This is a genomic window from Streptomyces sp. NPDC096205, from assembly GCF_044763135.1.
Taxonomy (GTDB): domain Bacteria; phylum Actinomycetota; class Actinomycetes; order Streptomycetales; family Streptomycetaceae; genus Streptomyces.
The window spans coordinates 255,006-277,744 of the sequence record NZ_JBIWFS010000012.1; the positions used below are offsets into that span (position 1 = coordinate 255,006).

13 protein-coding genes are annotated in these 22,739 nt (G+C 71.2%); 9 read left to right on the forward strand and 4 right to left on the reverse strand.

Annotated elements, in window-relative coordinates:
- The first annotated feature begins 48 nt into the window (after positions 1-48).
- Positions 49-1,494 carry an aldehyde dehydrogenase family protein gene (locus ACIQ6Y_RS36885; protein WP_404046528.1) on the forward strand — a complete coding sequence of 482 codons (1,446 nt, stop codon included), beginning with the start codon at positions 49-51 and terminating at the stop codon, positions 1,492-1,494.
- A 1,019-nt stretch (positions 1,495-2,513) separates the two neighbouring features.
- Positions 2,514-4,124: an MFS transporter gene (locus tag ACIQ6Y_RS36890; RefSeq protein WP_404046531.1), complete on the forward strand. Its 1,611-nt coding sequence runs from the start codon at positions 2,514-2,516 to the stop codon at positions 4,122-4,124.
- On the opposite strand, the gene ACIQ6Y_RS36895 is transcribed toward ACIQ6Y_RS36890, so the two are convergent.
- Positions 4,090-4,938, reverse strand: coding sequence for an AraC family transcriptional regulator (locus ACIQ6Y_RS36895; protein ID WP_404046533.1), 849 nt, complete (start codon positions 4,936-4,938; stop codon positions 4,090-4,092). The two genes, ACIQ6Y_RS36890 and ACIQ6Y_RS36895, sit on opposite strands and share 35 nt — an antisense overlap.
- 273 nt (positions 4,939-5,211) lie before the next feature.
- A complete protein-coding gene (locus tag ACIQ6Y_RS36900; protein WP_404046536.1) occupies positions 5,212-8,055 on the reverse strand; it encodes a glycoside hydrolase family 3 C-terminal domain-containing protein in 2,844 nt (947 codons plus the stop codon).
- 334 nt (positions 8,056-8,389) lie between these two features.
- On the opposite strand from ACIQ6Y_RS36900, the gene ACIQ6Y_RS36905 reads away from it, so the two are divergent.
- From ACIQ6Y_RS36905 to ACIQ6Y_RS36935, 7 genes are all read left to right on the forward strand, one after another.
- Positions 8,390-10,075, forward strand: coding sequence for an extracellular solute-binding protein (locus ACIQ6Y_RS36905; RefSeq protein ID WP_404046539.1), 1,686 nt, complete (start codon positions 8,390-8,392; stop codon positions 10,073-10,075).
- 28 nt (positions 10,076-10,103) lie between these two features.
- On the forward strand, positions 10,104-11,138 hold the full coding sequence (locus ACIQ6Y_RS36910; RefSeq protein WP_404046542.1) for an ABC transporter permease: 1,035 nt from the start codon (positions 10,104-10,106) through the stop codon (positions 11,136-11,138).
- Entirely contained in the window at positions 11,135-12,082 is a 948-nt protein-coding gene (locus ACIQ6Y_RS36915) for a carbohydrate ABC transporter permease (RefSeq protein WP_404046544.1), read from the forward strand. The genes ACIQ6Y_RS36910 and ACIQ6Y_RS36915 overlap by 4 nt, the downstream gene beginning before the upstream one ends.
- A 135-nt stretch (positions 12,083-12,217) precedes the next feature.
- Entirely contained in the window at positions 12,218-14,434 is a 2,217-nt protein-coding gene (locus ACIQ6Y_RS36920; protein WP_404046545.1) for a 1,4-beta-glucanase, read from the forward strand.
- Positions 14,431-16,416 carry a beta-galactosidase gene (locus ACIQ6Y_RS36925; RefSeq protein WP_404046548.1) on the forward strand — a complete coding sequence of 662 codons (1,986 nt, stop codon included), beginning with the start codon at positions 14,431-14,433 and terminating at the stop codon, positions 16,414-16,416. Before ACIQ6Y_RS36920 ends, ACIQ6Y_RS36925 begins: the two co-directional genes overlap by 4 nt.
- Positions 16,413-18,602 (forward strand): glycosyl hydrolase family 95 catalytic domain-containing protein, encoded by a 2,190-nt coding sequence (locus ACIQ6Y_RS36930; RefSeq protein WP_404046551.1) that lies wholly within the window; start codon positions 16,413-16,415, stop codon positions 18,600-18,602. The genes ACIQ6Y_RS36925 and ACIQ6Y_RS36930 overlap by 4 nt, the downstream gene beginning before the upstream one ends.
- A 34-nt stretch (positions 18,603-18,636) precedes the next feature.
- Positions 18,637-19,350: a hypothetical protein gene (locus ACIQ6Y_RS36935; protein WP_404046553.1), complete on the forward strand. Its 714-nt coding sequence runs from the start codon at positions 18,637-18,639 to the stop codon at positions 19,348-19,350.
- A gap of 60 nt (positions 19,351-19,410) precedes the next feature.
- Here ACIQ6Y_RS36935 and ACIQ6Y_RS36940 read toward each other — a convergent pair whose 3' ends face one another.
- Both ACIQ6Y_RS36940 and ACIQ6Y_RS36945 read right to left on the reverse strand, forming a co-directional pair.
- On the reverse strand, positions 19,411-21,453 hold the full coding sequence (locus ACIQ6Y_RS36940) for a TIM-barrel domain-containing protein (RefSeq protein ID WP_404046556.1): 2,043 nt from the start codon (positions 21,451-21,453) through the stop codon (positions 19,411-19,413).
- 107 nt (positions 21,454-21,560) lie between these two features.
- Entirely contained in the window at positions 21,561-22,574 is a 1,014-nt protein-coding gene (locus ACIQ6Y_RS36945) for a LacI family DNA-binding transcriptional regulator (protein ID WP_404046559.1), read from the reverse strand.
- Between the last annotated feature and the right edge of the window lie 165 nt (positions 22,575-22,739).

Here is a 22,739-nt window from a genome sequence, read left to right on the forward strand (position 1 = left end):
ACGGTAGAGCCGACAAGCACACCTCTACGCGGAAGGGCCGGGACTCGAATGACCGCCACCCACGCCTTCTGGCTCGCCGGCCGCCAGGCCACCGGCACCGACACCTTCGACGTGACGAACCCGTACGACGGCCGTCTCGTCGGCAAGGTCAGCGTCCCGACCGAGGCCCAGGTCGAGGAGGCCGTCGCCGCCGCGCACGCGGTCCTCGACGAGTTCGCCGCCACCCCGGCCCACGTACGTGCCGCCGCCCTCGACCACGTCTCCAAGCGGCTGGCCGAGCGCACCGAGGAGATCGCCCAGCTGATCTCCGCCGAGAACGGCAAGCCGATCAAGTGGGCGCGCGGCGAGGTCGGCCGTGCCGTGTCCGTCTTCCGCTTCGCGGCCGAGGAGGCCCGCCGCTTCAACGGCGGCGAGGCCCAGCGCCTGGACACCGACGCGGGCGGCGTCGGCCGTCTGGGCCTGACCCGCCGCTTCCCCAAGGGCGTGGTCCTCGGCATCGCGCCGTTCAACTTCCCGCTGAACCTGTGCGCCCACAAGATCGCCCCGGCCATCGCGGTCGGCGCGCCGATCATCCTCAAGCCGGCCCCCGCCACCCCGCTGTCCGGCCTGATCCTCGGTGAGCTGCTCGCCGAGACCGACCTGCCGGCCGGTTCCTGGTCCGTGCTGCCGGTCCTCAACGAGTCGATGCCCGCCCTGGTCCAGGACGAGCGCCTGCCGGTGATCTCCTTCACCGGCTCCGACAAGGTCGGCTACGCCATCCAGCAGTCGGTGCCGCACAAGCACTGCACGCTGGAGCTGGGCGGCAACGCCGCCGCGGTCGTGCTCGGCGACTGGTCCTCCGAGGCGGACCTGGACTGGGCGGCGACCCGGATCGCCACCTTCTCCAACTACCAGGCCGGCCAGTCCTGCATCTCCGTGCAGCGCGTGATCGCCGACGCCTCCGTCTACGACCGCCTGGCCGAGAAGGTCGTCGCGGCCGTCGAGGCGCAGGGCGTGGGCGACCCGGCCGCCGACTCCACCGACGTCGGCCCGCTGGTCAGCGAGGACGCCGCCCAGCGCGTCGAGGCCTGGGTGAACGAGGCCGTCGCCGCCGGCGCCAAGCTCCTGACCGGCGGCACCCGCGAGGGCGCCACCGTCGCCCCGACCGTGCTCGCCGACGTACCCGAGGGCGTCACCCTCGCCACCGAGGAGGTCTTCGGCCCGGTCCTCACCCTGCACAAGGTCGACGGCGAGGCCGAGGCGTTCGCCGCGGTCAACGACTCCAAGTTCGGTCTCCAGGCGGGCGTGTTCACCCACGACCTGCAGACCGCCTTCCGTGCCCACCGCGCCCTGGAGGTCGGCGGCGTCATCGTCGGCGACGTCCCCTCCTACCGCGCCGACCAGATGCCGTACGGCGGCGCCAAGCAGTCCGGCGTGGGCCGCGAGGGCGTCAAGTACGCCATGGACGACTACACCTACGAGCGCGTCCTGGTCCTGACCGGTCTGGCCCTCTGAGCCGGATCCGCAGACACCGACGGCCTGAGCCCACTGTGCGGGGGCTCAGGCCGTCGGCCTGTATTGGGTGTCTCACCTGCGATAAGCGTCGGATTCTGGCTGATTGGCAAGTGTCGTTCCGCGGACGAACGAGGCTGAGGTTGTCATTCAGCTACCAGGTCAGGACCTTCTGGTCAGAGGCAGAGGGCGGCCGGTGCGCGCGGTGCTCGGAACCCTGCAAGAAGTACGGATCCATGGCCAACCCCCTCTGTCGGTCATGCTTCGTCATCGTGGTCGGTTCGTGGAGCGGCGTTCGCAGAAGGGCTTCAACGCAGGGGGCCTGTCCGGCGGATCATGCCGGCGGAAGGCACGCAGCTCGTCGAGGCCGATCCCCGCGCGCTGCACGGCGGTTCGGTCCACTTCGGGAACGTTGGCCATGACCCGGCGGTAGAGCTCGGGGGCCCTGCATCCGCAGATACGCCGGGCGCTGCTGCCCCGCGGCACGCTCGGGCGGCCCCGCAGCGCGTACCAGCATGTCCCTGCCCTCGCCCGAGCTGCCCCAGGCGGCCACTCCGATCGACACGGCTGGTGGGCACCAGGGCCCGCCGGGCGGCGAGCCGGGCTGCCTGCGCACCCCTATAGGCGAGCGTCTCGCGGCCACCGAGCAGATCCGTGCATACCGCGGCGTCCGGTGGCCGCCCGCACCGGCGGGGGCCGTCATCGCGGGCCGGCCGCGCACCGGACGGGGCCTGGTCTCGGTGACCGGGCCCCGTACCCGTACCCGTACGCGCACCAGGAAGCAGCCACACTCCGGCTCTTGGGCAGTGCACACATCCTTGTGGCCGGTGCGCACATCCTCGTGGCCGCTACGCGCAATCGCCCTACCGCGCCGGATCGAAGTTGTCCGCTGCGCGCAATCGTCTGACCTCAACCGCCCTTTCCCGCCTGCTTGCTGGGCATTTAGCGTGATCAGTGCGGACCTCCCGGGCCCGGGCACTTCCTCCGCATCCGACATCCATGCCCGACCCCAGGGAGTTCCCATGCCCTCGACAGTGAAGACCGCGACGGCTCGCGGTTCGACGCCGACCGACGTCTCGCCGCACCGTCCCGGGCCGGTGCTTTTCATAGTCTGCGTCGCCATCTTCATGCTGATGCTCGACGCGATGGTCGTCTCCGCCGCGCTCGCCGACATCCGCTCCGACTTCGACGCCTCCATCGACGGGCTGCAGTGGGTGGTCGATGCCTACTCGATCCCGCTCGCCGGTGTCCTGCTGACCTTCGCCACACTCGGTGACCGCTACGGCCGCAAGCGGATGTACGTGATCGGCATGGCGGTGTTCACCGGCTCGTCACTGGCCATGACGATGGCGGGGAGCATCGTGGCGCTCGACGTCCTGCGGGTGGTGCAGGGCATCGGTGCCGCCATGCTCTTCGCCACCGCGCTGCCCCTGCTGGCGGCCGCGTTCCCGGACGCGGGCGCCCGAGCGAAGGCGATCGGCGTCTACGGGGCGGTGATGGCGAGCGCGACCGTCCTCGGCCCGGTCATCGGCGGTGGTCTCGTCACCCAGTTCGGCTGGCGCTCGATCTTCCTCATCAACGTACCGATCGGAATCGCCATGATCGTCCTGGCGGCGAGGAAGCTGCCCGAGACGGCGAGCACTCCGGACCGTCGGGCCGACTGGCTGGGATCGCTGCTGCTCACCGGAGGTCTGGTGGCCGCCGTGTTCGCCCTGACGCGCAGCCACGCACTCGGCTGGACGTCCGGGACGGTCATCGCCCTGATCGTCGGTGGGGGCGTACTGCTGACCGCCTTTCTGTTCTGGCAGACACGGGCCGGCAACCCGCTCTTCGACATCTCAATGGCGAAGAAGCCCGGCTTCACCGGCACCGCAGTCGTGTCGATCGCGCACATGGCCACGCTGATGGCCTCGGCCACCTATCTCGCGCTGTTCCTGATGGGGCAGGGGTACACCCCGCTGGAGATGGGTCTGCGGCTGCTGCCGATCAGCGCCTGCGCCATGATCGCCGCAGCCGTTACCCCCGTGATCGCGAGACGGGTGCCGATCGGGATCGGGCTGACCGGCACGATGGCGGTGGTGACCGTGGGCATGTGGTTGCTCGGCAATTACGGTCATGACGACAGCTGGACCCACTTCCTGCCCGGCATGATCATCGGTGGTCTGGCCATCGGCGCGCTCACCTCGCTCAACCAGGCCGCGTCTTTGACCTTCGCCTCGCAGGAGAACGCGGGCATGTCGAGCGCCACCTTCGCCACTCTGCGACAGGTCGGCATGGCGATGGGTATTGCCGTGCTCGGTGCGATGTTCAGCCAAGTCGCCACCGACAGGGCGGAGTCCGGGCTCGCGGCGGTCCCCGGGATCGGCTCGGTGCCGCAGGACCTCAAGGACCAGTTCGTCGATCTGGTCGGGTCCGGATCCGGTCATGAGGTGGTCGGGTCCGTGCCCGCGCAGTTCCACGATGCCGTGCCCGCGCTGACCCGTGTCGCCGACAGCGCGTCGATCGACGCGCTGAACGCGCTGGCGAACCTCGGCACGGTCATCGGCGCGGCCGCCGTGGCCATCGCGGGGGCCGCCTTCGCCATCGACCGCCGCCGGGTCAGTCGGCGGCCGTCGGAGCCGGCGTCTCCGTGAGCGTGGTGGGGGGACCGCTTCCGCCGAAGTACGCGGCGGGAGTGGTGCCCATCTCGCGCCGGAACGCGTTGATGAACGCGCTGGCGGTCGCATAGCCGACCGCATGGGCGACCCGGGAGACCGGCTGTCCCATGCCCAGCATGGGCAACGCCGAGTTGAGCCGCTCGTACGTGCGCCAGCTGCTGAAGCTGGTGCCGGTCTCCGCGCGGAACCGGCGGGAGAGGGTGCGTACCGACGCGCCCACCTCTCGGCTCCAGTCCTCCAGATCACGGGGGTCGGCAGGATCCTGCTTGATGGCCAGCGCGATCCTGAGGGCCAGCGGATCGGTGGGCAGGATCGTCGGTATCGCGGCGACCGACAGGGGCTTCAGCAGATCCCACAGCACGGCCGTGACCCGAGCACGATGCTCGACGGTACCGGCACCAGTCGCGGTACGGGTGCCGGTCCCAGTTCCGGTGCCGAGCTCCACCAGATGGGACAGCAACGGCCCGACCAGCCCGGTGGCATCGACCACAGTGGGCACTTCCCAGCGCAGCGGACAGCTGTCCGGTTCGAAGTACAGCGACAGCATCTCGGAGGACGAGTGCGGGACGACGGCGTGGTCCATGTCGCCGGGTATCCACAAGGCACGCGAACGCTCCACCACCCAGCGCAAGTTGTCGACCTCGATCGTGAACGGGGCACCCGGCGCCCATGTCAGCTGATGCTGCGGATGGTTGTGGGCGGGAAGGTTGATCCCCGCCTCGAGCGGAACGGCCACGCTCGCCACCGCGAGGGCCGTAGGGTCGACGGCCGCCCGCCTTTCACCGCTCATAGACCCGACTCTACTGTCCGCCCACCCACTGAGGCGATCGCGTCGGCCGCGCTCAGAAACGGAGCTTGGTGCCCTCGTTCGGGTGGAAGCCGGCCGGATCGCCGTCCCAGGAAGCGGCGAAGACTGTGCACCGCTGACCTGACCCCGAGCAGAGCGGCACCTGGATCGTCGACCGCGGCAAGGTGTCCGGCGACGCGATCCCAGGGCACCTAGCGTGCGCCCACTGTGCGGGGGCTCAGGCCGTCGGCCTACCTGTCGGCCTCGTCCGGACCCTCAACCGTAGAAGCCGACATGCGCGAGCCGCAGCGGACCGCGCAGCCTGAGGTGGACGTCATGGACGCCCCGGGCGACGAGACCCGCGTCCAGAGTCACGTAGTCGTACGGCCCTGACGTGGGGGACTTCGGTGTCAGCACGGCCAGCACCGGTCCGCCGTCCAGGAACACCTCCAGGGTGCCCTCGCCGGCGACCTCGGCGCGCACCCCGGTGACACCGGGGCCGAAGTCGCAGTCGCGGTAGACGAGTTCGCCCGTGCCGCCTTCCACGGCCGTCACCGCGTCGCCGGACACCTTGCCGCGGTCGACGATCCCGGTGCCGCTCTGCTCGTCGAAGTCGGCCGCGGGAAGGCCTCGTTCGCGTACCGGGCGCGGCCCCGTGGGCTCGCCGTCGAGCGTCACCGTCGTACGCATCCGGATGTCCGCGCTGGAGGCACCGGCCAGAAGGTCGTACGGGCCCGGCTCGACCCGCCAGCGGCCCAGGGCCACGTCCCAGAAGCCGAACTCCGCGAGCGGCACGGTGAATTCGAGGTCCGTCCGCTCCCCGGGCGCCAGGGTCACCCTGCGGTGCGCGACCAGCTGCCGGCGCGGCCGGACGACCGACGGGGCGGCCGCGCGGATGTACAGCTGGGCGACCTCGTCGGCGGCCCGGTCGCCCGTGTTGGTGACGCTGAAGGACACCTCCACCCTGTCGGCCGAGACGCGTGCGCTCAGGTCGCCGTACGCGAACGTCGTGTACGTCAGCCCGTGGCCGAACGGGAACAGCGGCACGCCCTCGAAGTACAGATAGGTCTGGCGGCTGCCGATGACGTCGTAGTCGAACAGGTCCGGCAGGTCGGCGTCGCGGCCGTACCAGGTCTGCGGCAGGCGCCCGGCGGGGGAGACGTCACCGGCCAGCACGCGGGCCAGCGCGGTGCCCGCCGCCTGGCCGCCGTGCGCGGTCCACAGCACGGCCGCGAGGGGGCCCGGCTCGAGGGCGTAGGGGTAGGCGGAGACCAGCGCCAGGACCGTGCGGGGGTTGGCGGCGCGGGCGGCGCGCAGCAGCCGGCGCTGGTGGCCGGGCAGCCGCAGCGTCGTACGGTCCTCGGTCTCGCGGCCGTTGATGTGCGGGTCGTTGCCCGCGACGACCACGACCACGTCCGCGTCGGCGGCGACGCGGGCGACGGCGTCCTCGCCCCTCTCGACGACGACCAGCTCGAAGACCTCTCCGTCCGGCGCGGACTCCCCGGCAACCTTCACGCCGTCGGCGGCGACGGACACATGGCGCCCTGTCCCCAGGTGCCGGAGGAGGTGGCCCTGTCCATGGGGTTCGAGCCGGAACGTCTCCTGCACGATCCAGCCGCCGGGCTGGTCGGCGGAGGCGCGCAGGAAGCCGTCGTCGGCGACCGAGAGGTAGCGGCCGTCGGGCGCGCGCAGCGTGAGCACGTCCTCGCCCCAGTCGATCAGGGCCAGTTCGGTGCCCTCGGCGCCGGCCGTCAGCGGCGGCAGATCGGTGCGGCCGGCCAGCAGCGCCGGGTCCAAGGCGCCCTCGGTGCCGGGGACGTCCTCCGTGACCCCGACGGCCTCCGGCACCCGCAGGAAACGCCCGTCGGCCGCCTTGAGCAGCACCCGGTCCACGCCCTCGGCGAACTGCACCCGCTCCGCGCCGAACCGCTCGTACAGGCCCTCCAGCGGGGTGGAGCGGTGGATCAGCGTGCCGCTGTACCAGTCGAGCTTGCACTCGTCGGCGAGCAGACCGACGACCGCGATCCGGCTGTCGGGGGCGAGCGGCAGCACGCCGTCGTTCTTCAGCAGCACGATCGCCTGCTCGGCCGCTTCCCGGGCGAGGTCGCGATGCCCGGGGGTGTCGAAGGCACCCGGGGCGTCGCAGGCGTCGGGGCCGTCGAACTCGCCGAGCCGGAAACGGACCGACAGCTGGCGGCGTACGGCCGTGTCGATGTCCGCCTCGGTCAGCAGGCCCTGCTCCAGTGCCCCTCGCACGCGGGCGAGGATCGTCGAGGAGTCCGTGCCGTGGTCGGTGAAGCTGTCGACCCCGGCCAGGACCGAGGCCGCCGTCGCCTCCTCGTGGGTGTCGAAGTAGTGCTCGGAGTCCACCAGGTTGGAGGGCGCGCCCGCGTCCGAGCAGACCAGCAGGTCCTCCTCGGTCCAGGCGCGCAGATGCTCGCGCAGATACGGGGAGACGTGGTTGGGGCGGCCGTTGACCAGGTTGTAGGCCGGCATCACCCCGGCCACCGCGCCCGCCTCGACCGTCTCACGGAAGGCCCGCAGGTCGTACTCGTGCAGCACCCGCGGACGCACCGAGGACGACGAGGTGTCCCGCGCGGTCTCGTTGTTGTGGGCCAGCCAGTGCTTGAGCACCGGGGCGGTGCGCCAGTACAGCGGGTCCGTGCCGCGCAGGCCGTGCGTGTAGGCGGTGGCGATGGCGGAGGTGAGCTTCGGGTCCTCGGAGTAGCCCTCCTCGTTGCGGCCCCACAGCGGGTGGCGCAGCAGGTTCACCACCGGCGCCCACACATTCAGGCCGACTCGCTCGTCGCGGGCGCGCATCGCCCTGACCTCCTGCGACACGGCCTCGCCGACCCGGCGTACGAGGTCCTCGTTCCAGGTCGCGCCGAGCCCCACCGCCTGTGGGAACACCGTCGCCGGGCCCATCCAGGCGACCCCGTGCAGTGCCTCCTGGCCGGTGCGGAACGCGGCGACGCCGAGCCGCTCCACCGCGGGGACGAACTGGTGCAGGAACGACACCTTCTCGTCGAGCGTCAGCCGCGACAGCAGGTCGTCGACGCGCTTCGCGAACGGCAGTCGCGGATCGCGGAACGGCAGGGCGGGCGGCGTGGATGCGGTCACGTGGGGTTCCCCTCGGGATGGAACGACGAGTTCCTTTCGAAGCGCTTCGATGCTCATTCGATCCGGGGCCGGTGTCAAGACGTCTCGCGGGACCGACTCCGCCTGCCCAAGCCCTGTAAGACCTCCCGTGCAGCGGCGCACCGAGCAGGAATCTTGGGATCGACCCTTGTGCGCCCTCCGGCGTTCACTTAACCTCGCAGCAACATCGAAGCGCTTCGACGAAGAGGGGCCCGCAGGCCCGCAGAACCGCTTCCGCTCAGCCAGTTCCACTGAAGACACCGCAGCCGACGGCTGAACCGCCGGGTGTCCTGGTGCGCCACGAAGGGTTGACGCAATGACGCCGAACGCCGCTTCCTCCGCCCCCAGCCGGAGAAGCTTCCTCGCCTCCACCGCGGTGGCCACCGTGGCGGTGGCCGGGGGGATGCCGCTGCTCGCCGCCTGCGGCGGCTCCGACGGCGGCTCCCGCGACGGCACCACCTCCGGCAAGGACGCCAAGAAGATCCTTCCCGCCTACGTCGCCAGCAACGTCGTCGTGCCGGACATCCCCGCCAAGAACGGCTCCGCCGTCGGCTTCACCGGCAAGCTCGACATCGCCGGCCTGAAGACCTCGGTGCCCAAGAAGCTCGGCAAGGGCGGCGAGGTCACCATCATGTCGCCGTTCTGGGGCTCGCCCCCGAAGGCGGACAACGCCTACTACCGCGGCATGAACGACCTCATCGGCGTCGACGTGCGCTGGCAGAACCAGGACGGCAACACCTACGAGCAGAAGCTCGGCGCGGTCCTCGCCTCCAGCGAGGTCCCCGACGTGGTCGTGGTCCCCGGCTGGAACATGAACGGCCGCATACCCACCGCCATCATCAGCAAGTTCGCCGACCTCGGCCCCTACCTCTCCGGTGACGCGGTCAAGGAGTTCCCGAACCTCGCGGCCATCCCGACGGACGCCTGGCGTCGCTCCATCTTCGGCGGCAAGCTGCTGGGCCTGCCGCAGCCGGCGCCGTCGGTCACCGGCATCGTGCCCCTCTACCGCCGCGACATCTTCGAGAAGGAGGGCTACGAACTCCCGCGTTCCGCGGACGAGTTCCTGGCCCTCGCCAAGGACATCACCAACGCCCGGGCCAGGCGCTGGGCCTGCCTGGACATGAAGTGGACCGCGTTCCAGATGTTCGGCGTGCTCTCCGGCAGCGAGAAGCCGCTCGGCTGGAACCTCGTCGACGGCAAGCTGATCAACCGCGTCGAGACCGAGGAGTTCCTGGAAGCGCTGGAGTGGTCGCGCAAGCTCTTCGCCGCCGGAGTCGTCCACCCCGACGCCCAGTTCGGCAAGAACGCCCCCGACCCGGGCCCCAAGTTCGCCAAGGGCGAGTTCCTGATCTACGCCCAGAACATCTCGCAGTGGTGGGGCCGCACCGCCGAACAGGCCACCCAGAACCCCGAGTTCGAGATCTGGGGCATGGACGTGTTCGGCCACGACGGCGGCGACCCCACCCTGTGGGCCGAACAGCCCGCCGGCATCTTCGCCTTCGTCAACAAGAAGGCCTCGGAGTCCGTGATCCGTGACGTGCTGGCCGTCGCCAACGTCACCGCCGCGCCGTACGGCACCAAGGAATACATGATGACCAACTACGGCGTGGAAGGCACCCACTACACCGTCAAGGGCGGCGTCCCCGCCAAGACCGACCAGGGCAACAACGAGGTGATGAACGCCTACGTGATGGTCGCGAGCCCCGCTCCCACCATCGCGCACCCCGACTTCCCCGAGGTCGCCAGGGGCCAGGTCGAATGGCAGCAGCGCATGGGCGCCTTCACCAAGAAGTCCTCCTTCTACGGCATGCAGATCACCGAGCCCTCCCGCTACGCCAACCTCTCCAGCAACTTCGAGCAGCTGGAGGACGACATCGTCCGCGGCCGCAAGAAGATCAGCGACATGCAGCAGGCCGTCTCCGACTGGAAGAGCAAGGGCGGCGACAAGCTGCGCGACTGGTACCGCAAGATCCTCGACGAGAACGGCTCGGCGGCGGGCTGACCTGGCACTGAGGCAAGGGAGAACAGCCGTGTCCCACAGCACGGTGCCTCGGAGCAGGGCCGAGGCCGCAACGACCGAGAAGGACCCGGTGGCGCCCGACCGCGCCACCGGCCCCCGGCGGAAACGATCCTCGGGGAAGCTGAGCCTGCGGCTCCGCCTCAGACGCGACCGCGTGCTGCTCCTGATGACCCTGCCGGCCGTCGCCCTGGTCCTGCTGTTCAACTACGTCCCGATCCTCGGCAACATCGTCGCCTTCCAGGACTACGACCCCTACATCAGCGACAACGGCGTCGTGTCGATGCTGAACAGCCCCTGGGTGGGCCTGGAGAACTTCCAGCGGATCTTCGACGACTCGGACTTCTGGAACGCGGTCACCAACACCCTGGTGCTGTTCTTCCTGCAACTGCTGCTCTACTTCCCCATCCCGATCCTGCTCGCCCTGCTGATCAACAGCGTGGTCAGGCCCCGGCTGCGGGCGGTCTCCCAGGCGATCCTCTACCTGCCGCACTTCTTCTCCTGGGTGCTGGTCATCGCCGTCTTCCAGCAGCTGTTCGGCGGCGCGGGCCTGCTCTCCCAGCTGCTGCGGCAGCACGGATACGACGGCCTCGACATCATGACCGACCCGGAGACCTTCAAGTACCTGATCACCGCGCAGTCCGTGTGGAAGGACGCCGGCTGGGGGATCATCGTCTTCCTCGCCGCGCTGGCGGCCGTGCCGACGGACCTGTACGAGGCCGCCGCGATGGACGGCGCCAACCGCTGGCGCCGCATGTGGCACGTCACGCTGCCCGCGCTGCGCCCCGTGATCGCGCTGCTGCTGGTCCTGCGCGTGGGCGACGCGCTCACCGTCGGCTTCGAACAGATCCTGCTCCAGCGCGACGCCGTCGGACCGGGGGCGTCCGAGGTCCTCGACACCTTCGTGTGGTGGAACGGCGTCCGCAACCAGGACTTCGGCTACGCGGCCGCCGCCGGGCTCATCAAGGGCGTCGTCAGTCTCGGCCTGGTCCTCGTCGCGAACAAGGTCGCCCATCTCATGGGCGAGCAGGGGGTGTACAAGAAGTGACCGCCGTCATCGACAAGCCCACCGTCGAGGCCGCCGCCGCGCCCCGCTGGTGGCAGGCCCCGCCCCGGCCGGTGTGGGAGGAGAAGCCCACACCGGCCGGCCTGGCGGCCAAGGGGCTGATCCTGGCGCTGGCCTGCCTCGGCATCCTGTTCCCGCTGTGGATCGTCGTCGTCACCAGCCTGTCCTCGCGCAGGACGATCGACGAGGCCGGCGGACTGGTGATGGTGCCGAAGGACATCACCTTCGTGGCCTACCAGGAGCTGCTGAGCGGCGGACAGGTGACGCGCGCGGCGGTCATCAGCGTCCTCGTCACGCTCGTCGGCACGCTGTTCTCCATGACCGTGTCCGTGCTGTGCGCGTACGGGCTCTCGCGCACGGGGTCGCTCGGGCACCGGTGGATCCTGATGGTCCTGCTGGCCACCATGTTCTTCAGCGCCGGCCTCATCCCGACCTATCTGCTGGTGCAGTCGCTGGGGCTGACCGACACCTACCTCGCGCTGATCCTGCCGAGCGCGGTGAGCGTCTTCAACATCCTTGTCCTGCGCGGGTTCTTCATGGGGATCTCGCAGGAGCTGATCGACTCCGCGCGGATCGACGGGGCGGGGGACTTCCGCATCCTGCGGCAGATCGTCATGCCGCTGTCCCGTGCGGTGATCGCCGTCATCACCCTGTTCTACGCCGTCGGGTACTGGAGCGCGTGGTTCAACGCGTCTCTGTACCTCAACGACCAGGACATGATGCCGCTGCAGAACGTCATGATCCAGCTCGTGCAGAAGCAGGAGGCTCCGGTGGGGCTGGGGCAGGCCATCAAGACGGGTGAGCTGTCGGGGCTGGCGGTGCAGATGGCTGTCATGGTGCTGGCGTTGTTGCCGGTGGCGGTGTTGTCGCCGTTCGTGCAGCGGCATTTCAAGAAGGGCATGTTGACCGGCGCGGTTAAGGGCTGAAGCCCGAGCGGGTGAGCGCCGTTGGGCTGTCGGTGGTCTTGTGGGTGCCGGTTCGTCGTGGCTTGTCGCGCAGTTCCCCGCGCCCCTGAAAACAGGCACCTCCCCTTACACCTACCTCATAAAGCGAGGGATGTCATGCTTGCGTCCAGGCCGTCTCGGCGAACCGTTCTTGCAGGCAGTGCGGCCGCGGCTGCCCTCGCCGCGCTGCCCCTCTCGGCGTCCGCCCAGTCCGCCTCCGCCCAGTCCGCCTCCGCCGGTCCCTATCGGTGGCGGAACGTCGTCATCGGGGGGACCGGGTTCGTCACGGGTGTGTTGTTCCACCCCTCCGTGCGCGGGCTCGCCTATGCGCGGACGGACATCGGTGGGGCCTACCGGTGGGACGACCGCAGGGCCCGCTGGACGCCGGTCACCGATCACCTCGGCTGGGACGACTGGAACCTCCTCGGTGTGGAGGCGATGGCCGTCGACCCGGCGCACCCCGACCGGCTCTACCTCGCCCTCGGCACCTACGCCCAGGCCTGGGCCGGCAACGGCGCCGTGCTGCGGTCCGAGGACCGGGGCGCGACCTGGGCGCGGACCGACCTGACGGTCAAGCTCGGGGCGAACGAGGACGGCCGGGGCTGCGGCGAGCGGCTCCTCGTCGACCCGCGCGACAGCGACACCCTGTGGCTGGGCACCCGGCACGACGGCCTGCTGAAGTCCACCGACCGCGGCGCCACCTGGGCCCCCGCCCCCGGCTTCCCTGCCACCCCGAGCGCGTCCGGGCAGGGCGTCACCCTGCTGGTCGCGGCGGGCCGGGCCGTGTACGCGGGGTGGGGCGACGCGGGCGGCACCGGGCCGAACCTGTTCCGCACCACCGACGGGGCCACCTGGACCGCCGCCCCCGGACAGCCCTCCGGCACCGCCGCCGAGGTCCCGGTCCGGGCCGCCTACGACCGGTTCACCCGTGAGCTGTACGTGACGTACGCCGACGCACCCGGGCCCAACGGACAGGCCGACGGCAGCGTGCACAAGCTGGCCACGGGCAGCGGGAGATGGACCGAGGTCACGCCCGTGCGGCCCGGCGGCACCACGCCCGACGGGTCGGCCGACACCTTCGGCTACGGCGGGGTCGCCGTGGACGCCCGCCGGCCCGGCACGGTCGTCGTGTCCACGAACAACCGCTGGGCGGCCGTCGACACCCTGTACCGCACCACCGACGGCGGCCGCACCTGGACGTCCCTGAAGGACTCCGCCGTTCTGGACGTGTCCGAGACCCCCTATCTCAAGTGGGGCGAGAAGAGCCCCAAGTTCGGCTGGTGGATCCAGGCGCTGGCCGTCGACCCGTACGACTCCAGGCACGTGGTGTACGGCACCGGCGCCACCCTCTACGGCACCCGCGACCTGGTGCGCTGGGCCCCGCAGATCCGGGGCCTGGAGGAGACGTCCGTGCGGCAGCTGATCTCGCCCCCGGCCGGGGAGGCGCATCTGCTCAGCGGGTCGGGGGACATCGGCGTGATGTACCACGAGCTGCTCACGGCGTCTCCGGCGGACGGCATGGCGGCGAACCCCGTGTTCGGGTCGGCGACCGGGCTCGCGCAGGCCGCGGCCGATGCGTCGTACGTCGTCCGCAGCGGCTGGGGCGACCACGGCAACGGCGCGTACTCCGAGGACGGCGGGCGGACCTGGGCGCCCTTCGCGGCCCAGCCCGACATCGCCCGTAGCGCACCGGGGCCGATCGCCACCAACACCGACGGCAGCGTGCTGCTGTGGTCCTTCGTGCACTGGGACGGCACGAAACACCCCACGCACCGCTCGACGGACAACGGCACGACCTGGTCCGAGGTCTCCTCCTTCCCGAAGGGCGCCACGCCGGTCGCCGACCCGGCCGACCCGACGCTCTTCTACGCGTACGACACCGACACAGGAACGGTATACGCCAGCACTGACAGTGGCCGTTCCTTCACCGCCCGTGCGACCGGACTGCCCTCCGGCGACAGCCAGTTCAAGCTGGTCGCGGCCCCCGGACGGTCCGGCGACCTGTGGCTGAGCGCCAAGTGGAACGGGCTGTACCGGTCGACCGACCAAGGCGCCTCCTTCGCGAAGGTCGCCGGCTGCCGGGCCTCGTACACCCTCGGCTTCGGCAAGGCCGCCGACGGCGCCGCCTACCCCGCGATCTACCAGGTCGGCTCGACCGACAGCGGCACCGCCGTCCTCCGCTCCGACGACGAGGCGAAGACCTGGACCCGCATCAACGACGACGCCCACCAGTGGGGCTGGACCGGCGAGGCCATCACCGGCGACCCCCGGCTGTACGGCCGTGTCTACCTCGCCACCAACGGCCGCGGCATCCAGTACGGAGACCCCGCATGACACCGGCACCCGAACCCACCGTCGCCGCCGCCCTCGCCACCGCCACCCGCGGCCGCCTCCTCTTCGGCGGCGACTACAACCCCGAGCAGTGGCCCGAGGAGACCTGGCACGAGGACGTCCGGCTGATGAAGGATGCCGGCGTCAACTCCGTCACCCTCGGCGTCTTCTCCTGGGCGAAACTCGAACCCCAGCCGGGCGAGCGCGACTTCGGCTGGCTCGACCGGCTCATGGACCTGATGCACGAGGCCGGCATCGGCGTCGTCCTGGCCACCCCGACCTCCGCCCCACCGCCCTGGATGGGCCGGCTGCACCCCGACACGCTGCCCCGCGACGCGGACGGCCGTATCGAGTGGTGGGGCGGACGCCAGCACTTCTCCCACTCCAGCGCCACCTACCGGCGCTACGCCGCCGCCGTCACCGAGGACCTCGCCGCCCGCTACGCGAGCCACCCCGCGCTCACGATGTGGCACATCAACAACGAGTACTGCACCTTCGACTACGGCGACGAGGCCGCGGCCGCCTTCCGCCGCTGGCTGCGCGAGCGGTACGGCACCCTCGACGCCCTCAACTCCGCCTGGGGCACGGCCTTCTGGAGCCAGGGCTACGACACCTGGGACGGCATCCTGCCCCCGCGGCACGCCCACTACCTCAACAACCCGAGCCAGGTGCTCGACTTCCGGCGCTTCACCTCCGACATGCTCCTGGAGTGCTACCTCGCCGAGCGCGACATCGTCCGCCGGCACACCCCGCACCTCCCGGTCACCACCAACTTCATGCCGCTGTGGATCGGCGTCGACGCCTGGCGCTGGGCCGAGGAGGAGGACGTCGTCTCCGTCGACCTCTACCCCGACCCGCGCGACCCGCTCGGCGCCCAGCAGGGCGCGCTCGTCCAGGACATGACCCGCTCCCAGGCCCGCGGCCCGTGGATGCTGATGGAGCAGGCCGCCGGACCCGTCAACTGGCGCGGCGTCAACCACCCCAAGCCGCGCGGCCTCAACCGCCTGTGGTCGCTCCAGGCCGTCGCCCGCGGCGCCGACGCCGTCTGCTACTTCCAGTGGCGCCAGTCCCGCCAGGGCGCGGAGAAGTTCCACTCCGGCATGGTGAGCCACGCGGGCGAGGAGGGCCGTACCTTCCAGGAGGTCAAGCGGATCGGCGCCGAGCTGCGCCGGCTCCACGAGGTCAGCGGCACCGGCATCACCGCGGACGTCGCGATCCTGCACGACTGGCACTCCTGGTGGGCCGCGACCCAGGACGGCCGCCTGTCCACCGAGGCCGACCACCCCGACGTCCTGCGCGCCTGGCACCGCGCCCTGTGGCAGGCCCACCTCACCACCGACTTCGCCCACCCCGAGCACGACCTCGGCCGGTACAGGCTGGTCGTCGTCCCGCAGGCGTACGCCCTCACCGACAAGGCGATCGAGAACCTCCTGGCGTACGTCGCCCAGGGCGGCACCCTCGTCTGCGGCTTCCTCACCGGCGTCGCCGACCAGGACGACCGGGTGCGCCCCGGCGGCATGGACGCCAGGCTGCGCGAGCTGTTCGGCATCCGCACGCTGCACGAGTGGTGGCCGCTGGACGCGGGGGAGACCGTGGAGTGCGACGGGTTCCGCGGCACGCTGTGGTCGGAGGAGCTGGAGGCCGAGGCGGACGAGACGCTCGCATACAAGGCCGGCGAACTCGACGGGTTGCCCGCCGTTCTCCGCAACGGCCGCGCCTGGTACCTCTCCACCCTCCCCGAGCCGGAGGCACTGCGCGGGCTGCTTGCGCGGATCGCCTCCGAGGCGGGTGCCCGGCCGGTGCTGGACGGCCTCCCCGCCGACGTCGAGGCCGTGCGCCGCGGTGAGCTGCTGTTCCTGCTCCACCACGGCCGCGAGCCGGTCACCGTCACCGTGCCGGGCACCCACCACGACCTGCTGACCGGCGAGACGGTCACGGACCGCATCACCCTCGGCCGCCACGGCGTGGCGGTGCTCAGGCCATGAGCGGCACACCTGTCCACGGCACCTGGGAGCCCCGCCCCGCCGCCCGCTGGGAGGACTCCTTCCTCACCGGCAACGGCCACCACGGCGCCCTCGTGTCCGGCGACCCGAACGACGACCGGGTCATCGTCACCCACCACACCCTGGTCCGGCCCGACGGCGGCTCGTACCGCCACCCCCCGGAGCTGGCCGCCGAACTCCCCGCCCTCCAGGACAGGCTGCTCGCCGGCGACCTCACCGCGGCCGAGGAGTTCACCGACGGCCGCCCCCTGCAATGGGTGCGGCCCTTCCACCCCGCCTTCGCCCTGCGCCTGAAGCGGCCGGGCACCCACAGCGGCAGCTACCGCCGCGAGGTCGACTTCACCACCGGCGAGGTCACCGCCCGCACCCCCGACCGGACCAGCCGCGTCTTCGTCTCCCGCGCCGACGACGTGATCGTCCAGCACATCGCGGGCCCCGGCCTCACCCTCGACCTCGCCCTCGACCACCGCCTCCCGGGCGTACCCCCCGGCCTCGGCGTCGGCCACGGCGCCCACCTCACCCCCGAAGGCGCGGCCCTCACCCTGCGCGCCCGTTACCCCGGCAGCGACCGCGCCTACACCGGAGTGACCCTGGCCGCGGTCACCGGCGGCACCGCCACCCTCGCCGCACCCGGCACGCGCATCGAGGGCGCCGAGTCGGTCCTGCTCCTCACCCGGGTGCGCCGGCACACCGGCGAACTGGACGCGATCGAGGAATTCCGTGCCCTGCGCGACCTGCCCCAGGCATACGACGCCCTCCTGGACCGCCATCTCGCCCTGCACCGCACCGCGTACAGCCGCGTCACCCTCGACCTGGGCGCCGACCCGGCCGAACGGGCGCTGCCCGGCTCGGAGCTGCTCACCAGGCCGCAGAGCCCGGCCCTGCTGGAACGCCTCTTCGCCGCGGGCCGCTACCACCTGCTGTCCGCCTCCGGACTGCTGCCGCCCCGCCTGACCGGCCTGTGGACCGGTGAGTGGGACACGGCCTGGTCGGGCGCGTTCACCACGGACGCCAACCTCAACCTCCAGACCGCCTCCGCCGCCGCGGCGGCCCTGCCCGAGGTCACCGAGGCCCAGGCCGGGCTGATCCACGGCCAGCTGGACGACTGGCGGGACAACGCCCGAGCCGTCTTCGGCGCCCGCGGCATCGTCGCCCCCGCGCACACCGACGGAGAGTCCGGCCACGCCTACCACTTCTCCCGCGAGTACCCCCTGCACCTGTGGACCGCGGGCGCCGACTGGCTGCTCAAGCCGCTCGTCGACCACGACGAGACCCGCGGCGCCCAGGACCCGCGCACGGCCGAGGCCCTCGCCGAACTCGCCTGCTTCTACGAGGACTTCCTCACCCGTACCGACAGCGACGGCCGTCTCGTCGTCGTCCCGTCCTACTCACCCGAGAACCGCCCCGCGAACGGCAGCTGGGGTGCCGTCAACGCGGCCATGGACCTGTCCGCCGCCCGCCACGCCCTGCTGACCGCGGCCGACTACCACCCCGAACGGGCCTCCACCTGGCGAGCTCTCGCCGACCGCCTCCCGCCCCACCGCGTCAATCAGGACGGCGCCCTCGCCGAATGGGCCTGGCCCGGCCTCGACGACACCTACGACCACCGCCACCTCAGCCACCTCTACGGCGTCTGGCCCCTGGAGGAGATCACCCCCTACGACACCCCGGAGTGGGCCGAGGCCGCCCACCGGGCCCTCGCCCTGCGCGGCGCCGAGAACGACTCCGCGCACGGCCACCTCCACCACGCGCTGATCGCGGCCCGCCTCAACGACCCCGCACGCGTCACCCACGCCCTCGCCCAGGTGCTCGGCGGCGACTTCTTCCACGCCTCCCTGATGAGCGCCCACTACCCGCACCGCGACGTCTACAACGCGGACGCCGCCCACACCCTGCCCGCCGTACTGATCGAGGCACTCGTCCAGTCGACCCCCACCCGGCTCGTGCTGCTCCCCGCCCGCCCCGAAGCCCTCGAAGAAGGCCGGCTGAACGGCGTACGCACGCGGTTCGGCGCGGAGATCGACCTCGTCTGGAGCCGCGACGAGGCGACCGCCGTCGTCCGCCCCACGCGCACCTGCCGCGTGGACCTCAGAACCCCCTCCGGCGACGGGCTGTCGCTCGACCTCGTCGCCGGAGAGGACCACGTCCTCAGCCTGAGGCCGTGGTGACCGCGCACTTCCCCCCACCCATGGAAGGGACACCATGGCACGACGTATCCGCGGAGGGTTCCTCACTGCCCTGCTCGCCCCGGCCCTCGCTCTTGGCGCCACGGTCGGCCTCGCCGCCGCCCCCGCCCAGGCCGCCGTCTGGAGCAGCTGCGACCAGTGGGGCAACACCAGCCTGAACGGCTACACCCTCTACAACAACATCTGGGGCTCCGGCGCCGGCAGCCAGTGCGTCTGGGCCAACTCCGGCACCAACTGGGGCGCCTGGGCGAACCACCCGAACACCGGCGGCATCAAGTCCTACCCCAACGCCAAGAAGGTGATCAACAAGACGATCACCTCCATCGGTTCGCTGACCAGCAGCTACAACGTCACGGTCCCGTCCTCCGGCGCGTACAACACGTCGTACGACATCTGGGACACGGACTACGACCACGAGATCATGCTGTGGGTCAACTACAACGGCGCCGTCGGCCCGCTCGGCACCTCCCAGGGCACAGTGAGCCTCGGCGGCCACACCTGGAACGTCTACAAGGGCAACAACGGCGCCAACGAGGTCTACTCGTTCCTGCGCACGTCCGACTCCAGCTCCGGCACGGTGAACATCCTGCCGATCCTGAAGTGGATCAAGGACACCAAGGGCTGGTTCGGCAACGAGACCATCGGTGACGTGCAGTTCGGCTACGAGATCACCTCGTCGTCCGGCGGCCTGGACTTCCGCACCAACAGCCTGACCGTCAGCAGCAGTTGATCTCAAGGAACAGCAGGACGTGCGGCCGGTCCCTCCCCTACGGGACCGGCCGCACGCGTCTCACCCGGCGATCGGCAGCTCCGCCCCGTCGCGCAGGAACAGCGGGATGCGCTCCAGCGGGGCGTCGACCGTCACCGTCGTACCGCCCTCGTACGTCGCACCCGTCCAGGCGTCCGTCCAGCGCGCGCCCGCCGGGAGGTAGGCCGTCCGGGCCGTCGCGCCCGCGGTGAGCACCGGGGCGACCAGCAGGTCCCGGCCGAACAGATAGGCGTCGTCGATCTGCCAGGCCGCCTGGTCCCCGGGGAACTCCAGGAAAAGCGGCCGCATCACCGGCAGGCCCTCCTCGTGGGCCTCCCGCATGACCTTCAGCACGTACGGCTTGAGCCGCTCGCGCAGCCGCAGGTACCGCTCCAGGATGGCCCCGGCCTCCTCGCCGTAGGACCACACCTCGTTCGGGCCGCCCGTCATCTCCGGGCCCAGCGGCATGCCCGGCTCGCGGAAGCCGTGCAGGCGCATCAGCGGGGACAGCGCGCCGAACTGGAACCAGCGGACCATCACCTCGCGGTAGGCCGGGTCGTCCGGGTCGCCGCCGTGGAAGCCGCCGATGTCGGTGTTCCACCAGGGGATGCCGGACAGCGCGGTGTTGAGGCCGGCCGCGATCTGCCGGCGCAGCGTCGCGAAGTCGGTGCCGATGTCACCCGACCACAGGGCGGCCCCGTGGCGCTGACTGCCCGCCCACGCCGAGCGGTTGAGGGTGACGACGTCCGACTCGCCCTCCGCGAGGAGCCCCTCGTGGAAGGTGCGGGCGTTCTCCACCGGGTAGAGGTTGCCGACCTCCAGGCCGGGGCCCGCCCAGTAGCGCAGATTCTCCGGGAAGCCGGGCTTCAGCTCGGGCTCGCAGGCGTCCAGCCAGAACGCCGTGATGCCGTACGGGCGCAGGTAGTTGTCGCGCACCTTCGACCACACGAACTCCCGGGCGTCCGGGTTCGTGGCGTCGTAGAAGGCCACCTGGACCGTCGACGCCACCTCCTTGTCGGGCCAGTCGGCGTGCGCGAGCGGACCGTACTGGGTGCCGATGAAGTAGCCGCGCTGCTCCATGACCGGGTGGTTCTCGCTCAGCGGCGACACCGACGGCCACACGCTCACCACCAGCTTGACGCCCAGCTCGTCCAGCTCACGGACCATCGCCGCCGGGTCCGGCCACTCCTTCGGGTCGAACTTCCACTCGCCGAGATGCGTCCAGTGGAAGAAGTCGCAGACGATGACGTCCAGGGGCAGGCCGCGGCGCTTGTACTCCCGAGCCACCGCGAGGAGTTCGCCTTGCGTGCGGTAGCGCAGCTTGCACTGCCAGAAGCCCGCCGCCCACTCCGGCAGCATCGGCGTGCGTCCGGTGGCCGCGCTGTAGCGGCGCTGGGCGTCGGCCGGGGCTCCCGCGGTGATCCAGTAGTCGATCTGCCGGGCCGAGTCGGCGACCCAGCGGGTGCCGTTGTGCGCCAGCTCCACCCGGCCGATCGCCGGGTTGTTCCACAGCAGGGTGTAGCCGCGGCTGGAGGTCAGCACCGGGATGCCCACCTCGGCGTTGCGCTGCACCAGGTCCAGGACCAGGCCCTTCTGGTCGAGCCGGCCGTGCTGGTGCTGGCCCAGGCCGTACAGCTTCTCGCCCTCGTAGGCGGCGAAGCGCTGCTCCAGGCGGTGGTGGCCGTTGCCGACGGCCGTGTAGAGGCGGGGGCCGGGCCACCAGAAGTGGGCGCGTTCCTCGGCGAGCAGCTCGGCGGAGTCGTCCGTGCGAAGGAAGCGGATCAGGCCCTCGGCGTCGATGTCGACCGTGAGCGCGCCGACGGTCAGCCGCCCCCGGCCCTCCTCGATCTTCACGCTCGACGACGTGGCCGGGGCCTCGTCGAGCAGGGCCCCGGGAAGCCCCTCCAGGACCGGTCCGCCGAGCCGGGCGCGCACCCGGACCGCGTCCGGACCCCAGGGCTCGACACGCACGGTCTCCTGGCGGCCGCTCCACTCCAGCGCCCCGTCCCGCTCACGGAACGTACCGACGGTGGGGGAGGACTGCGCGAGGCTGACCTTGGGCTGGATTTCGGCAGGCTGAGTCACGTGGCGTACTCCTGAGGACATGGGGATGCCCCGTACCGGGCGGGGCGGACACGTGCGGAGGGGGTGTCAGGAAGCGGTGGGGGGCGGGACGCGTGCGGAGGGGGATGTCAGGAAGCGGCGGGAGCCGGGCCCGAACTCGCCCGGACGGTCAACTCGGGTGCGATCAGCACGACCTCGTCGCCCTCGCGCCCTTCCAGCTTGGCCATCAGCCGTTCCACCGCATGCCGGCCCATCTCCTGGGCGGGGATGGCGACGGACGTCAGCCGCACCGAGGCCTGCGTGGCGACCTGGTCGGGGCAGACGGCGACCACCGACACGTCCTCGGGCACGGCCCGGCCCTGCTGGCGCAGCAGCGCGAGGAGCGGCTCGACGGCCGACTCGTTCTGCACGACGAAGGCGGTCGTGCCGGGGCGTTCGTCGAAGACCCGGGCGAGCGTGGCGCCCATCGTGTCGTACCCGCCCTCGCAAGGCCGGTGCAACAGCCGTACGCCCAGTTCCTTGGCGCGGGACCGCAGTCCGTCCAGGGTGCGTTCGGCGAAGCCGGTGTGCCGCTCGTAGACCGCGGGCGCCTCACCGATGACGGCGATGTCGCGGTGGCCGAGCATCGCCAGCTGCTCCACGCACAGCGCGCCCGTCGCGGTCCAGTCCAGATCCACGCAGGTCAGGCCCTCGGTGTCGGCGGGCAGACCGATCAGCACGGACGGCTGGTCGGTGCCGCGCAGCAGCGGCAGCCGCTCGTCGTCCAGCTCGACGTCCATCAGGATCATCGCGTCGGCGAGCCCGCTGCCGGTGACCCGTCGCACCGCGTCGGGCCCCTCCTCGCCGGTCAGCAGCAGGACGTCGTAGCCATGGGCGCGGGCCGTGGTGGCGACCGCGATGGCGATCTCCATCATCACCGGCACGTACATGTCCGTACGCAGCGGGATCATCAGCGCGATGATGTTGGACCGCTTGCCGGCCAGGGCGCGGGCACCGGCGTTCGGGTGGTAGCCCAGCTCGCGGATGCTCTGCTCGACCCGCTGCCGGGTGGTGGCGGAGATGGACCGCTTGCCGCTGAGGACATAGCTCACCGTGCTCGCCGAGACTCCGGCATGCTGGGCGACCTCGGCGAGGGTGACCATCCAGCTCTCCAAGCTTTGTGAAGCGCTTCGACAGTGCGCAGGGTGAACAACGGCGAGTGAGGGTGGTTCGACAGTAACCCCAGCCGGAGTGCGTGTCCATAGTCAGTCGAAGCGCTTCGACAGGTTTCTTCGCGGCAACCTCTCGCCGGCTGCGGCCACGTCGAC